The organism is Heliophilum fasciatum, from assembly GCF_004341395.1.
GTDB classification, from domain to species: domain Bacteria; phylum Bacillota; class Desulfitobacteriia; order Heliobacteriales; family Heliobacteriaceae; genus Heliophilum; species Heliophilum fasciatum.
The window spans coordinates 55383-71493 of record NZ_SLXT01000016.1; the positions used below are offsets into that span (position 1 = coordinate 55383).

The window sequence follows — 16111 nt, forward strand, 5'->3', positions numbered from 1 at the left end:
GGCTCATCTCCTAATGGTACTTTTTCGTAAGGCCTGCGATAAAGTCCTGTCCGCGTTACCTAAACCATCACTATGCTACAGAACGGTCAAATATCTCCCCTGTAGGCTCACGTACCCAAATGGCTGTGGAGCATCGTTTTTAACCCTTCGAATTTTATCGGCTTACTCATGTAATCATCCATACCGGCTTGCAAGCAACGCTGGCGATCCTCTTCCATCGCATGGGCTGTCATCGCGATGATCGGCACGTGGGTGTTTTTCTCTCTTTCTTTTTGCCGGATGAGTTGCGTTGCCGTAAGCCCGTCCATGTTCGGCATTTGACAATCCATAAGGACAAGAACGAACGACTGCTGCTCCAGTGCCTGGAGCGCTTCCTGGCCATCTTTGACACAATGAACCGTATAGCCAAGTTTACGCAACTGCACTTTGATTAATAATTGATCAATCGAGTTGTCTTCCACGACCAGAATCGTTGGTTTCTGGCGCTGCTCTTCCATCAGATTCGCACCGGCTGTAACACTTTGAGAAAGAACATCCTGGTTGGGAGAAAGCGTCGTTTCCGCAAAATCCTGCGAAGCGCCGTTGACAAGGGGCAGCGTAAACCAAAAGGTGGAGCCTTTTCCCCATTCACTTTGAACGCCAATTCTTCCACCCATCAGTTCAACTAACCGCTTGGAGATCGAAAGGCCCAGCCCCGTACCACCGTAGGTTTGCGTGCGCAAATCATGAACTTGAGAAAAGGGTTGAAACAACTGAGAGAGCGCTTCGGAATCCATGCCCACACCGGTATCGCTGATTTCAAATCGAAGCACCGAGTTGCCTTTTTCCTCTTGTTCAGGAAAAACAGACAACGAAACTTTGCCTTCGTGCGTAAATTTAATGGCATTACCCATCAGATTCAGCAGAACCTGGCGAAGACGTACGGGATCAGTAATGATCACTTGCTCCGCGTCCAATTCAACAGTGGCCTCCAGGGCAATCCCCTTAGCTTTTGCCGTTTGGTCAAGCAGATCAATGACACCGGAGATCAGCCCTTGGGGAATGATTTCAATCTTGTTGATCACCAGATTGCCCGATTCAATTTTCGATAGATCCAAAATATCATTGATGATGGTCAATAAGGCATTGGACGACTCATAGATCGTCTTGGCATAATACTGTTGCTCCCGCGAAAGCGCTGTATCCATCATTAATTCCGTCATCCCGAGAATCCCATTCATGGGAGTGCGGATCTCATGGCTCATATTGGCAAGGAAAATACTTTTGGCCCGGTTTGCAGCTTCTGCAGCTGCTTCTTCCATTTTAGCAATTTTAAGCTTTTCCAGCGTTGAAGCGAGCTCGATGTTGGCATTGGTTAGTTTCTCAATTTTTTCTTCAATTTTGTCGATGGTTCGATTGATGAAAAAACTAAGCCGTTTATCGAATCCAGCTTCACCGGCGTCCATTGCTCTTTTTTCGGAGTATGCCGGGGTGTAACTGACGCCATACTTTTGCAATTCATTGACAAGCAATTCAACGGCTTGATGAACTACAAAAGGTGAGAAGCTTAAGAAGCCCTCAAATTTACGCATACCGTCCTCGCAAGATTGATTCAACTCGTACAATTCTCTTGCGGTGAAAATAGCATATTGCTCAGGATGACACAAAATGACATTCCATTCATGACAAAGCACCGAATCAGGATCAAGCTCAATAAAGATCGTATTTTGAAAATCAGAAACATCATCAAGATTTATGTTTCTGGCAAATGCAAAAACTCTCTTGCAAATTTTATCTATCTTTTTATAGCGTTCTTTTTCGTGTAAAAAGAACTTCCATTCTTGAAAAAAGACATACATTTCAGCTTGAAGGCCAAAATCAGAAACAAAATCTTCAATCGCATAACTTATCGCGAGCATCGTCGATTTGTTGTATATTTTATTATTTAAACTTGACACATTTTCAGATATTTTCTTATACAAACTTTTTGATTCCATTATATCTCCATTCAATTCGTAATCCTCTTACAGATTAGAGGAAAACCTTTATTGTTAGTTGTTTACCGGTACGATCGATTTTTTATGCCATGGTTGGATCTTTTCAAGCGCAACGAAATGGGGCGACTCGATCATGGGGATGGAAAACCAAAAAGTCGAGCCAACACCGGCCTTACTTTGAGCGCCATATTGACCGCCCATCATTTCGACTAATCGCTTCGCCAGGGATAACCCCAAGCCAATGCCACCAAATTTTCGGGTTAACGAACCATCGATCTGCGTAAAGGGTTCCGCTAATCGCTGCAAATCTTCTTCATCAATACCGATTCCCGTGTCGGTCACTTCAAAATAAAGCTCTTTTTGTTCCTCTTTGGTCTTTAGAGCAAAAACCCGCAGCGCTATATAACCTTCGGCGGTAAACTTAACGGCATTGTCCAAAATATTCATCAGGATTTGGCGAAGTCGAAGCGGATCACCCAGGATCACCGTGTGCGGTTCTAATTCGATCGAAGTTTTGACAGCAATACCCTTCGCATCGGCAAAACCTTGGATGTTCAAAATTACATCGTTGATTAATTCATCAAGAATGAGTTCCACTTTCTCGATAGTCACACAAGAATCAAGCTTGGAATAATCAAGAACGCTGTTAATGATCCGCAATAGTTCATTCGTGGAATTCTTAATTACTTGAGCATATTCTTTAACTTCTTCCGGCAACGGCGTATCCAAAATCAAATCGGCCATTCCCATAATTCCATTCATGGGTGTTCGAATCTCATGACTCATGTTTGCCATAAATTGGTTTTTAGTGTTATTGGCTGCTTCCGCACGTTCTTTGGCACGTCGTAATTCTTTCAATACAGCTTTTTGGTCAGTAATATCTTCAGCCGTACAAACAACATATTCGACGTTTTGCGCTGCGTCCAGCTTTGGTGTACGGGTAACCAGCAAAATCCGTTCCAGGCCTTGCCGATCTATCATCCGTTCTTCCACAACAGTTTTCTTTTTTTCGATATATACCCGGCGATTTTCCGCAATGCAGACTTGGGCATTATCGGGACCAATCAGTTCAAAAAGACTTTTTCCTTTGCATTCTTCGATCGTTCGGCCCATAAAGTTGGCATGGGACTGGTTAAGTGCCCCATACTTATCTTCTTCGATGAGATACCATATTTGCAAATCCGTATTATCTAATAATAATTGCTGTTGTGCTAACGTTTCCTGGATCGCTCGCTGATAACGTGTAATATCCCGGCAAAGACCGATCACACCTTGGAGCGTGCCGTCAGTTCCCATCAGTGGGGCGCGAATCGTCTCCAACAGCACTTTACGCCCATCGGCATAAGTGATCCATTCTTCTGTTTTGAAAGGTTTTCTCTCGTTCATGACTTGGATATCGGATCGGCGATAACGCTCGGCAATCTCGGCAGGAAAGAAGTCATAATCGGTTTTACCGATCATGGTACTGGCATCAATCTGAACATAATCAGACAATGCTTGATTACCGCCCAAATAAATACCATCACGATCTTTGATATAAAAAATATCTGGTAACGCATCAAGAAATCGTTCTGGGATGACCTCTTTCATTGTAATGATTTTTTTATAAATTGATTGGTATTCTACTTGGAGATCGGTATATTTTTTTTGTAAGAGTGCAAGTTCTTCCATTAGTTGATCTTTACTTTTATCTTTCGCTTCCATAACAATTCCACCTACTTTCATTTGTTTTGAGGAATGTATATTTTCAGCATTTTTTTCATATATGGCAGGATCAATCTTTGAGCGAGTAATTAGAGGTATTATTAAAATTATACCAAAAAAATGACCCCGCTGTTACAAAATATTTTACAAGTGACTCCCAGCGGGTAGCTTGCAAAGCACCTTTAATTTTTTCATATTTTTTTCATGCAACCTGCTCGAATATCCGTTATGATGAATATGTATATCCCTGCCAAAATTGCTTCCAAGACTGGCGTTGCCGGCAAAAGGGAGCAATGGTTGAGAGAATAGGAGGTCCGTTTCTTATGCCGGAAAACCATCGTAATCATCCCATTACTACCAGCCCTGCCGACCAACAGATCCATCATCAAGATCAGGCGACCGAACCTGCAACAGACGATCGGGGAATGCACCCCGAAAGCGCCTGGGCGCACCTGCAAAAACGCGGGATCAGCCGTCGCCGTTTTCTTGAATTTTGCACAGCCATGACGGTTATGATCGGACTCGAAACCAGCAGCACCCTTTCCATCGCTGAAGCGCTGACCACGCAACCGCGCCCTGTTGTGATCTGGCGCAATTTTCAAGAATGCACTTGCTGCTCAGAATCATTATTGCGTTCGGAAAAAACACCCTTCAGCGATATCATCCTCAATCTCATCTCGCTGGATTTTCATGAAGTACTGCAAGCAGCGGCCGGTATTGACGCCGAGAGGGCAGCGCACCAAGCTATGGCCGCCAACGCCGGTCGTTACATCCTAGCGATCGAAGGCTCCATCCCCACCGGGGCCAACGGCACCTACTGCTGTGTCGGTGGACGAACAGCGCTGGATATCTTGCAAGAAGACGTCCGGGGCGCCAAAGCGGTCATTGCTTGGGGTAACTGCGCCGCTTATGGCTGTGTGCAAAGCGCCAAGCCCAATCCTACCGGCGCAAAGGGCGTTGGTGAACTCGTCAAGGACAAGCCGGTGATCAACGTACCCGGTTGCCCGCCGATTGCTGAAGTCATGGCCGCTGTTGTCATTCAAATTGCCACGGGCACGTTCCCCAAGCTCGATCAGCAAGGCCGGCCCGTTGAATTTTATGGAAAAACAGTGCACGCCACCTGCCCGCGGCATGACCATTACGAAGAAGGCCGCTTTGTGGAATCTTTTGATGACGACGGTGCACGTCAAGGGTATTGCCTCTATAAGCTCGGATGCAAAGGCCCGGTTACGTATAACGCCTGTTCTCGGTTGCGCTGGAACGGCGGTACATCCTTCCCCATCCAGTCAGGTCATCCCTGCCTCGGTTGCGCCGAGAAAAACTGCTGGGATCCTGCCGATGGCCAATCGCTTTATGCTCCCGTGGCGATGACTTCCCGTTCGCCCAAAGGGGGCTCTTCATCCGGTTCCAAGGCATCATCAAGAAAAAATTGGTCACCCATCCGTTCACACTCGTCGTAACAAGTAGCAAATTGATTAAAAATACAAGGAGGCGCCTTCATGGCCAATCGAATTGTTATTGACCCTGTAACGCGGATTGAAGGCCACTTACGGGTAGAAGCCAAAATCGATCAAGGACGTATCGTCGACGCGGTTTCGGCCGGTACGATGATCCGCGGTATCGAATTGATCCTGCAAGATCGCGACCCACGGGACGCTTGGGCACTTGTCCAGCGCATCTGCGGCGTCTGCACCACCGTTCATGCACTCACGTCCCTGCGGGCCGTAGAAAATGCGCTGCAAGTGACGGTCCCGCGCAACGCCGAGATCATCCGCAACATCCTGCACAGTTCGTTGCTGGTTCATGATCATGTAGTTCACTTTTATCATTTACATGCACCCGATTGGGTCGACATTCCCCGTGCTCTCCAAGCCGACCCCAACGCTACGGCCGCACTGGCGCAACGGATTTCTCGTTGGCCCAAATCAAGTGCCGGCTATTTCCGTGATGTCCAAGCCAAGCTGAAAACTTTTATCGACAGCGGTCAACTGGGCATTTTCAGCAACGGTTACTGGGGGCACAGCGCTTACCGACTGCCGGCGGAAGTAAATTTGCTCGCTGTGGCTCATTATCTGGAAGCCCTGGACTGGCAGCGTTCGATCGTCAAGATCCACGCCATCTTTGGCGGCAAAAACCCCCATCCCAACTATGTGGTTGGCGGCATGGCTTGTTCTTTTGCCGCTCCCGCCGGTACCGACAACGAAATCGAAGAAAATGAAGAAAACGAAGCCAGCCAAACGATTACACAGGAGCAGTTAGCCTACGTCGGCACGATCATCAACGAAGCGATTGAATTTGTCGAACAAGTATATAAGCCCGATCTTCTGCTCATCGGTTCTTATTACAAGGAAGCAGCCACTTATGGCGCCGGACCAGGCCACTACTTAGCTTATGGCGACTTACCTACCGGCAGTATCAATGACATCAACTCCTACTTGCTGCCGCGCGGCATCATCACTCATGGCAACTTAAACGCCGTGTTAGACGTGAACCTCAACGACACTTCGCAGATCCGTGAATATACGGAACACTCCTGGTATGCCAACTCCCGCAGCGGCCTGCATCCTTCGAGCGGTGAAACACGCCTGGCCTACGGTGGTCCGACACCACCTTATGAAACGTTAGACCCAAGCGGAGAATTCAACGGCAAATATTCCTGGCTCAAATCGCCACGCTGGCGCGACCTGCCTATGGAAGTCGGTCCGCTGGCCCGCATGCTCGTCGCCTACGCCAAAAAATCAGCTCCCAGCCATGCTGCGGTGCGCGACAGCGTCGACAGCGTGCTCCGCAAGCTGAACCTCGCGCCCAAAGATTTGGCCTCGACACTGGGACGGATGGCCGCTCGCGGCATTGAAACGGGTCTCGCTGTTCACTGGCTCAAAGACTATTACGATCAATTGCTCCGCAACATCAAAGGCGGCGACATCACTACCTTCGACCCGACCATCTGGGAAAAGCTCAAGACCGCTAAAAGCAACAGCGGCGTCGGTTGGTGCGAAGCGCCGCGGGGCGCACTCGGCCATTGGGTGCAGATCAAGAACAGCAAAATCAGCAACTACCAGTGCGTTGTGCCGACGACCTGGAACGGCTCACCACGGGATCACAAAAACCAAAAAGGTGCACTGGAAACGGCGTTGATCGGCACACCGATCGCCAACGAAAAGAAGCCGTTGGAACTGTTGCGCACGATTCACTCCTTTGATCCCTGCCTCGCTTGCGCCGCCCATTTGACCGACACAACCGGGCAGACGGTGACAGCGATTACGGTGACACCGTAATCCAAAAACAATTCTTTCATATATCGAAAGAACTGACCAAAAGAAGTGAGCAAATAAAGAACCGGAGAAAGTGCCCACAGGCGGCCAATCTCCGGTTCTTTTTGTTTAAGATCCCGCTACCCAAGCACCTTGGCAAGCATCAATGCCCAGACAACGGTAGTCACTGTTGATGCTTTCATGTAAAGCGATAAATTCATACTCCACACTGAGAAAATCTTTTTGGGTAAAATCATGCTCCATCGATTTCACAGGAGCCTGATCAAAGATTGCCGTTCCCATCAGTTCATAGAACTCATAGTAAAGCAACGTATCATCAACATGGCGGACCTGCGCTTGTTCTTCTTCCGTAAGATCACCAAGACCGAAGCGTTGATAGATGAGCTTTTGGAGTTTTTCTTCAATCGGAAAGTAAGCAGGCAAGTTTTTCTTTACCGGCCGGGTAATATCGGAAAGATAGCTTTCGCTGGCATCATGAAGTAAACAGGCCAATTGAACCCGCTTGGAATAGCCGCGACTCTTTGCTTCTTTGCAGCAGTTGATGGCATGCTGGGCAACAGAATAAAAATGTGGAAAATGTCCGTTGGCTCGGGTCATTAAAGACAAGGCATGGGCGATATCAATAAGATGAATTTCCTCTTCGGCCGGTTCCAACGGACGCATTCTCTGTTTCGAGTACGTAAGTATATAATCAGACATAAACCTTTCCTTTCGATAAACAAAGTATGAATGAAGAAAAAGGGTTTCCAGCGAAATCTGTAGAAAATTGAATGAAAAAAAGCAAGGAGATCGCCCATGACCAAATTGTTCGCGTTGTTCTTTATGTTATTCTCTAAACTAGGTATCTTTTTGAAGTTTGCCAAATTCGGCAAAACCTTCATATCGATGTTCTTCATGATCGTGACCTATGCGCTGTTCTACGGATGGAAGTTTGCTGTTGGCTTTGTATTGTTGATCTTTCTGCATGAAATGGGTCACGTGATCGCCGCCCGGCAAGTGGGCATCCCTACATCGGCGCCCATGTTTATTCCTTTTGTCGGTGCTTTTATCACACCGGGACGGGCCAGCATGTCGGCCCGGGAAGAGTTCGTCATGGCCGCCGGCGGTCCGGCCCTGGGGATCGCTGCATCGTACGGGTGTTACCTGATCGGCACAACTTTTGATCTGGAACTGATGATTGCCCTGGCCTATACGGGCCTGGTCATGAATCTCTTTAACTTGATACCTTTTGGCTTCATGGATGGCGGCCGTATGGCTTCCACGCTGAGTGTTTGGATGTGGGGATTCGGTCTGGTCGCTTTCCTCGGACTGGTCATTGTCTCCGGGAACCCGTTGCTGTTCTTGTTTTTCCTCATGGGTGCTTATCAAATGTATTCCGTCTATCGCTCTCCCTATCAGTTCGAGCAAATCCGCGCTTATGGCAGCGAGCGAACCTTGTTCGCTTCCGTCTATATCGGGATGATTTTGGTCGCCGGCTGGGGCGCCTACGAGTCATTTCAAGCATTGCAGTTGCTGAAGGGCGGACTGCTGGGTAACAACTCGATTTAATTGTATCTTTCTATAACAATTAGAAAAGCGTTTGCCCGTCCAGGGCAGACGCTTTTTTTAGTGACTTGTACAAAATGCTTGTTGCTTCCGGTTGGAGTTGATCAGCTAACTCTTGTGAACAGGCAACAGTGTGACTTCACAAAATCTTAACGTTTCCTTGAAAAAATTGAGACCTCTTTGCTATTTTATGATATATAATGTTATTTGCAGTTCAAAATATATGTTATTCGTTGATACAACATCGATTGCACAAGCCATGATTGATATCATTTTTATAGCCTTCGCAGCATCGCTACACTTTGACAAGAAAGGAAATGGTACCTTGAAATCTTTGTCTTCCATCCCCGTTCATTCGGCTCTTTCTTCTCAAGAAGTACGTCTACGGAATATCATCGATCACACACCCGTTGGTATTTGCATTACCGATGAAAAAGGCTATTTTCAAGCCGTTAACCCTGCCTATTGTCGCATTTACGATTATCGTGCAGAAGAATTAGTTGGTCAGCACTTCACCATGGTTGTGCCGCCGGAATCTCGAGAACTTCTCTGTGATCTGCATGAGCGTTTTATGCATTATGGTTCGGAGATTCGCGGTGAGTGGACTGTTGTCAATAAATCAGGGAAACGCATTACCGTCTTAGCCGATGCAGCCATCATCCATGATACGGAAGGACAGCCTCAAAAAGCCACCTTCGTAACGGATATTACCGATCGCAAACAAATTGAGCAGGCGCTTGAACAGTCCAACCGCGTCAAATCTGAATTTCTTTCGAACATGAGCCACGAACTGCGCTCTCCCCTGAATGCGATCTTGGGCTATTCTCAATTAATCAAAACCGTGCTGGAAGATCCCTCGGAAATGATGTCACGGGAAGAGCATATCCGCCTCAACGATCACATCATCAATGCCGGTTGGCATCTGCTGTCCCTCATCAATGATGTGCTTGATTTAGCCCGGATTGAATCCGGAAAAATCCCTGTTGAGCTTAAAGAAATTCAACTTGCTCACATTTTTAAAGAAGTACATAGCATCTTGGAAGCGCAGCCGAATGCTGCGAAGATCCACTTGAAAGTCATTCCACCAGCAGCCGATTTGTACCTTTACGCCGACGCGACCCGGCTCAAACAAGTACTGGTCAATCTCGGCTCGAACGCGATCAAGTACAATCGCCATGGCGGCACGGTAACGATACGCTGTGAGCAACGGGACAATGCGATCGTCCGTATTTTCGTGGAAGATACGGGTATTGGTATTGATCCTTCGCAAATGGACAACTTGTTCCGGCCCTTTGAGCGCTTAGGTGCGGAACGAACGACGATCCAAGGCACCGGTATCGGCCTGACGATCAGTCAGAAACTTATTCAATCAATGAACGGCACCATCGGTGTCAATAGCCGACTCGGGCAAGGTACTTGCTTTTTTATCGATCTACCAGAGGCCAACCCTCCTGCTGTCGCTGTAGTGGACAGTCCCGCGCAAACTTCTACGGATAAATTCCGGCTTTTCCGCGAGCAAACCAAAACCGTACTCTATATCGAAGATACGCTCTCTGATCGTGAACTGATGCGCAAAATCCTGGCGCGTTACCATAATATTCGCTTGATTACCGCCGAGGATGGCCTGACCGGTATTGAGAAGGCTTGCCGTAAAAAGCCCGATCTGATTTTAAGTGATCTGCGCTTGCCCGATATGCACGGATGTGATGTATTGAGCCAACTGCGTAATTTTGATGAAACCAAAGATATACCGGTCGTGGCGATCACCAGCGATCTATCATCAAAGGAAGTCCAAGAGTTAGAGGAATTCGGGTTCTATACTTATATCGCTAAGCCTTTTGTTATGGCTCAGTTATTGCAAACGTTAGCAGAAGTATTATTTAAAACAGAATAATGCTTGCTGGGTCCGGGTTGTTCACAGGGGGGGGATTTCGTCCCCCCTGTTTTTATTTGGAATACATAGCCGGTAATCTGTCCATTGGGAAACATCACTGACCAGCGTTACTGCCTGCGTCGCCTTGGAAGCGGCCCAGTAGATCAGGGGCAGTGGCACCCTGTTGGCTTCGTTAATGATCAACACGTCAAAAAAGCTTTTTTCCAAAAGCCGATCGGTAACGACGTTGGTCATCGTTGTGGCCACCAGCTTAGCTTCATCAAGGATATGTTGCCGGATCGCTTCAATTTCTTGATTGAGTGATTGGATGGCCCTGTCGACTACGACGATGCCTTGCTCCTTCTTTTCTTTAACCGACAGGGCTACATCCGGATCGACACCCAACGTAGCAGCAAGGGTTTTTAATTCGTCAGTGCATGTTGTAAGCTCCGCTTGCGCTTTGTCCAATTGGTCCTGATGGAAAGAGCGGAGTTGTTGAAAACCGGCGATTACCTTTTCTTGCTCACTGATCGTTTGCTGATGGATTTGGATTTTCTCGGACAATTGATCAGGGTTTTGCTTATTAAACATCCTTTGAAAAAAGCCGGCATTTAAAGCGTCGACCATTTGCCGATTGCGCTCTCTGATGAGAATTTGCTGGGCGGCAAGACCGGCTTTGGCTCGGTCGATGGATTGCACAAGATCATGGATGGTTGCTTGGAGATGGGCTACTGTTTCCTGATGACTTTTTTGCTTTTCGATGTACGCAAAGAGCTTCTGATAACGAGCCAAAGACGCTTTCTGGGCCGTCAGCTCTAACTGCAAGGCTCTTTTTTTATGTATGAGGAGCATGGTCTTTTGGGTTTCTATCTTTTCCGGCAGCACCAGCGGAAAGCGCTCGCCGAGTGCCGGATAAAGGCCGCCGAGACGCAAGAGTTTCCCTTGCTGATAGAGAGGCTTCCCCTCAGCATGCTGGACGATCGTCTCCATCGCTTCATCAACGGACCTATGGGTACGGGAAACAAGCAGTATCCGGCGACCTTGCTTTGCATGGGCAACGACAGCATGAGCAAGAGCGTGTGCCTTATCGGCATCTGTGGTAGCGGTGGTATTGATGGTATCGGTGATATTAGTAATATCAGTAGTATCAGTGGGAGCGGTGAGGGCGGGCAATCGTTCCGAAGCGCCTTGAAAAACCCGTTCGCTCATGGCGAATTGATCAGGGGTGGAAAGGGCGTTTATGTATTTTTGGTGGAGCATCTCCCATAAGTGCCTGGGATGCATCGACAGTGTAGCCACGGGGATGGAATGGCCCAGTGATCCTTGGAGAGCCACGTGGAGTCCCTTACATTGGCCGCTCTTTTGGTCGATGTTTTGGTCGTTCTTTTGGCCAGTATTTTGCTCGGAAATAATATGGCAGGAGATAGTCTGGCAGGGGTAGCGGTTGCCGCCGATCTCCAGTTCGCCCGGTATGTCATCACCGAGCGTATAAGGATTTTCTAAAGAAAACTGATAGATAGAGCGACCGGATGATTGGCTCACCAAACGTCCGTGATGCAGGGGAATATTGGAATCGTTTTGACTTTTTTTCAAGGCAGTGATTTTTTCTTCGATAACATGGAGGAATTCGCGGATGCGGTCCGCGGAGGTTGTCATCAGATCACCACTTCTATAGGTATTTCTAAGCTTGGTAGTAAAATAGGAGAAGTGACACTAGGCTATAATCCCAGCTTGGCTTTGTACTGCCTGTACTCCTTTTTCAGTGAATCGCGCGGCTGCACGCCTTCCGCCGACGCTTGCTCAAAGATCTGTCGCCAGGCATTCCCCTCATTGCGTACCCGTAGTTCACTCAGCAAAACAAATAGGGCAATTTCTTGTTGCCCATAATAGTTTTTGATAAAATCCCAAGCGCCAGGTATATCGCCCATCTCCATGTAAAGGAACATGCCAAACTCAGCCAACTGTTCCCGGCGCTCTTTGATCTCATACTTTTCATGGACTCGGGGCTTAGGTAGCTTCTTCAGTTCGGCACAACAAGCCTCCAAAGCAGCGGTTTTTAAGGCGTCTGTATTCAACCGGTCAATGAGAGCGTTCATCATGTACTTAGGCAAGGTTTCGCGATCCACATACTGATCGACGATGAGGGAAAGTGCCGGTGCAATCCAGGTTTGTCCGTCCATATTCCGGATCAAGGCAGAAAGCACCTCAACATAACATTCCTCCTGGCTTAGTCCCATTGAGCGAAAAGGTTCTTCGGTACTGAAAAGATACTCCCCGCTGGCCGTACACATGAGCGTGTACCATTTCACCAAAAGCGCGGTGGCCGGTTGGTTGCAACGGGGATCCTGCGTTAAGGGCACTAACTGTTTAAACAGGCGTTTCGCCAAAAAACGCCATTTAGGCCGATCCTTTTTGTGAACGTATACATTGGGCGCGAGATAGTATTGCTTGAAAGCATAATCGATAAATGTTTCCGTTTCCGCAAACACTTCTCCGGGATCGACGGTGTTTTGCGGGGCTGGCCGCTTCCCTTTTCCTTTAACCGGATTTTGCAGCAACTCATCGATGGCTTTTTCCTCAAGCATTTTCTTCGGTATGCGTTTGTACATCTCGGCGATGATCAAGCGCAGATCGTCATCGTCGTATTCATTGAGCAATCGTCGTACTTCGTCAATTTTCACGATAATGTCTCACTTTCTTCGTGCATTTGCCTCCATTATCGCATATTCAGTTGGAAAATACACATCGTTGAATGTAGCTATTGAAAAGAGTCTGTCGGAATGAATATACTCAAGGAGCAATGGCACGGGCTCGTCGGTAAGCTTTCCTGAAAAGCAGGGTAAGAGTCCTCATTGCATGGAAAGTCAAAATGATAACAAAGGATTAGAACGATGATCGAAATTAAAAACACAGAAAACCTTACCGGCGTAACCATCAGCGGAGATTTCAACGACCTCTACAATCTGGTTGAAGCATTTCATTTAATTACAATTGATGAATTCTCCGCAAGACACCACAGACATATAGGGATCTCCATGCGCGTCCTTGGAGTTTGCTATGACATCCGCCATGCCTACCAGGGAGATCGGGAAATTGAGCTGATCGACAACCAAATGACCGAAGATAAAATGAAGTGGCGTTCCATCATTACGCCCAAAAACAATGTGTATTACCGTTGCCATTGTCTCTACCCGGAGATGTTTTTTGTCATGCTTGCTCTGAATGAGCTTGTGCAACTGCGCATTAAGGATTTATCAAGAACAAAGTACATTCTCAAAGAAGCCTTGGATAAAAGGGTGATCTGGGATGATACAATTGCTACGATCCGGTTTTTTCAAGCGCAATTTACGAAATGCGTCAAGGAAACGTTTACCGAAGCGGCTTTTGCCCGATGGCTTACGGTGATGAACAGCGATTATCTTTGCATCGAAGAGATCACCACACAGTTTATCGACGTGGTAAACATCGACTATATCAACTTGACGAAAGAAAAACGGCTGAAAAGCTTGTCATCCATTGCCAAACGAATCGCCGATTTTCGCCATGATAAGGAGCATAACCAAATCAAGGACGTGGTAACGAAAGCAGCACGAGAGTACCAGTGCGATCCAGGTTTGATTCGGTTGAAGGGGATCGAGTATCCGGAGGATTTTGAGTGGTGATGCAACAGCATTCATCACAAGAATTATAGGCGCTTCTGATTTAGAGGCACAAAAAACCCGAGAAAAACTCCTCAGGTTTTTTGCGTTACATTACCGCGTGCTACATTCCGCGTAAACGTACAAGCAGGATAACCGGTACTCACTTTTCGCACCCCTTGAGATAAAAAAGCAGAATTTAATCCCCCAAGAAACTTAACGAATCGGCGCTAGCCCATCCAAATAAATCGATTCATCAAATCCAGCTAATGCGAGCAGAGCGAATCGAATCCACGTCATCCGGCAAGTACCGTATCCAGCGCCCCGGTGTTTCCTGAATGTAGATCACCGTTAGCGTCTTCAGCGTATCAAGGATCAGCAACCCAGTCGGTTTTTCGATATTTTTGCGATATCGCAAATGAAGTGGCCGATTTCGCTCGGCCACAGCCCGGCGAACCCGGAGTTCCAGCAGTGAAAAGATCAGCAATGCCAGCAAAAACAAGTAGCCCAGCGCTTTGATGCTCTCCGGCTTTTTGAGGAACACGCCATCGAACATGGTCGGATTTTTGAGAAAGCGAAAGCGCATTTCCACAGCGTTCTGCTCTTTGTACAATCGCAATACTTCATGGGCGTCATGAACCTTGCGTTGCTTTAATGAAGTGATCAACACAAACGAAGACGCTTGGTGACAGGCTTTTTCCCAGGCAGCAACATCGCGGGAACTCACGGCAGCGTCCACGCGATAGACGGTTTCTGTTGGGTAGACCACACCCGCTTTTGGGCGTCCCGGTTTTCGGAGGACTTTGGTTTCCGAAGCGACCGTCAGATGGACGGAATAAAACCGCCCCCGATGCTTCCGCGCAAAGAGGCGGCATTCCTCCTGCGCATCGGTTTCACAGGCAAAGGTGCGCTTCGCCAAGGCATGACAAGCTTGCTCAAGCTGATGTTTCTCCGCTTGAGCTTCTTTTTCCAATCGTTTGACTTGACGCTCATCCAGTTGGGACGGGCGAACGATGACAAAACGGTAGCGATGATTCATAAAACGCGCCGTGATCTCCTGCGTGCGATAGATGGATGCACCTTTGCGGGTACTCCACGCCACCGGTTCGCTCCAGGTCGCATTTTTCTCGGCCCACACGATGAGATCTTTCGTCAGTTGGTACGTATTGGGGAAACGGCTGATAAAACGGATTCCCTTTTTGCGCATCTTACGAAGATTTTTGGGTGTGACCAACTTGCTGTCGGCAATATACACGGCATCCGACTGACCCAGTGCGGTAATCATCGCGGGATAGTGTGCGAGTAATTCGGTATTCCAGGTGTTGTCGCTTTGATTGCCGTCATGGATACTCCCCATAATGGGAATCCCTTCACGGTTGACGACGGCACCGACAGAAAACTGTTTGGCACCGCGAATCCCTTGTGCATTGTATCCGTAGGTAATCTTTAAGGGATCTTCCATTGCCCCCGAATATTCGCCGGTCAGAAGAATCCGCGTCGTATCGCCATGAAAAGCGGAACGATCAAACTGATGTTTTTCCCATGCTGCCAGCACAACGGAACAATACAAATGATCCAAATTCACTTCATGGAGTCGATCCAGCATCCTTCCGATGGCATCGTCATTGAAGTCTTCGGTACATACTCCCGGCCCAAATAATGCTTCCGTATCCATCGACTCAAAAAACGTTTCGACGCGATACAGGGGCGTACGGGAAGTCAGCATATTCACCATCATGGCTTCCACAAGTAGGCCGGGGGAGCGTTTCCATTGATCCGGATCCCACCGGACATGTCGGTTAATGATGGAATGAAGCGCCAATTCGCGCGTAAATCCGGCGATTAATGCCGATGGCCCAAGTTGTTTGGAACAAATCCCATGAAGGATACGACTCATTGCGGATACCTCTCTTACTACAATTCAAGAGAGTATTCGACATTGATCGTAAAACTCCTTTAAATCCAGAAAAATGGAAATTAATTATTCAGCTCATATTTTTGAGGGTGGTCGAGTAGATGGGCTCCTCTCTTGCTTTAGGAGCAGGTTTGTGTTCCCTGTTTCTCTCCGTTTCCTCTGAGAGTGTCACAATATTTGCTCCA

The 16111-nt window shown here is 47.7% G+C and carries 11 protein-coding genes and 1 pseudogene; 5 read left to right on the forward strand and 7 right to left on the reverse strand.

The window, feature by feature from the left end:
- Window positions 1–107 precede the first annotated feature (107 nt).
- From EDD73_RS09490 to EDD73_RS09495, 3 genes and pseudogenes are all read right to left on the reverse strand, one after another.
- Window positions 108–1571, reverse strand: a complete 1464-nt coding sequence (locus tag EDD73_RS09490; RefSeq protein WP_243116873.1) for an ATP-binding protein — start codon at window positions 1569–1571, stop codon at window positions 108–110.
- Between the two features lie 45 nt (window positions 1572–1616).
- Window positions 1617–1976, reverse strand: a pseudogene (locus EDD73_RS15615) (DICT sensory domain-containing protein); the annotation flags it as partial.
- 54 nt (window positions 1977–2030) lie between these two features.
- Window positions 2031–3680 carry a PAS domain-containing sensor histidine kinase gene (locus EDD73_RS09495; protein ID WP_165876436.1) on the reverse strand — a complete coding sequence of 550 codons (1650 nt, stop codon included), beginning with the start codon at window positions 3678–3680 and terminating at the stop codon, window positions 2031–2033.
- A 323-nt stretch (window positions 3681–4003) separates the two neighbouring features.
- On the opposite strand from EDD73_RS09495, the gene EDD73_RS09500 reads away from it, so the two are divergent.
- Window positions 4004–5140 (forward strand): hydrogenase small subunit, encoded by a 1137-nt coding sequence (locus tag EDD73_RS09500; RefSeq protein WP_165876437.1) that lies wholly within the window; start codon window positions 4004–4006, stop codon window positions 5138–5140.
- Between the two features lie 39 nt (window positions 5141–5179).
- Complete coding sequence (locus tag EDD73_RS09505) at window positions 5180–6958, forward strand: nickel-dependent hydrogenase large subunit (protein ID WP_131919554.1); 1779 nt, start codon at window positions 5180–5182, stop codon at window positions 6956–6958.
- A gap of 105 nt (window positions 6959–7063) precedes the next feature.
- Here the strand turns inward: EDD73_RS09505 and EDD73_RS09510 are convergent, their stop codons facing one another.
- Window positions 7064–7654, reverse strand: a complete 591-nt coding sequence (locus EDD73_RS09510) for a phosphohydrolase (RefSeq protein WP_131919555.1) — start codon at window positions 7652–7654, stop codon at window positions 7064–7066.
- Between the two features lie 96 nt (window positions 7655–7750).
- On the opposite strand from EDD73_RS09510, the gene EDD73_RS09515 reads away from it, so the two are divergent.
- On the forward strand, window positions 7751–8503 hold the full coding sequence (locus tag EDD73_RS09515; protein WP_131919556.1) for a site-2 protease family protein: 753 nt from the start codon (window positions 7751–7753) through the stop codon (window positions 8501–8503).
- 322 nt (window positions 8504–8825) lie between these two features.
- The gene (locus tag EDD73_RS09520) at window positions 8826–10394 is read left to right on the forward strand and encodes an ATP-binding protein (protein ID WP_165876438.1); all 1569 of its coding nucleotides are present in this window, start codon (window positions 8826–8828) and stop codon (window positions 10392–10394) included.
- 21 nt (window positions 10395–10415) lie between these two features.
- Here EDD73_RS09520 and EDD73_RS09525 read toward each other — a convergent pair whose 3' ends face one another.
- Window positions 10416–12029: an AAA domain-containing protein gene (locus EDD73_RS09525; protein WP_131919558.1), complete on the reverse strand. Its 1614-nt coding sequence runs from the start codon at window positions 12027–12029 to the stop codon at window positions 10416–10418.
- Window positions 12030–12091: 62 nt separating this feature from the next.
- Window positions 12092–13054, reverse strand: a complete 963-nt coding sequence (locus tag EDD73_RS09530; RefSeq protein WP_131919559.1) for a hypothetical protein — start codon at window positions 13052–13054, stop codon at window positions 12092–12094.
- Between the two features lie 210 nt (window positions 13055–13264).
- Here EDD73_RS09530 and EDD73_RS09535 point away from each other — a divergent pair, with 210 nt between their 5' ends.
- Window positions 13265–14035, forward strand: coding sequence for a DUF6904 family protein (locus EDD73_RS09535; RefSeq protein ID WP_131919560.1), 771 nt, complete (start codon window positions 13265–13267; stop codon window positions 14033–14035).
- A 232-nt stretch (window positions 14036–14267) separates the two neighbouring features.
- On the opposite strand, the gene EDD73_RS09540 is transcribed toward EDD73_RS09535, so the two are convergent.
- Entirely contained in the window at window positions 14268–15908 is a 1641-nt protein-coding gene (locus EDD73_RS09540; RefSeq protein WP_131919561.1) for an IS1634 family transposase, read from the reverse strand.
- Window positions 15909–16111: the final 203 nt, after the last annotated feature.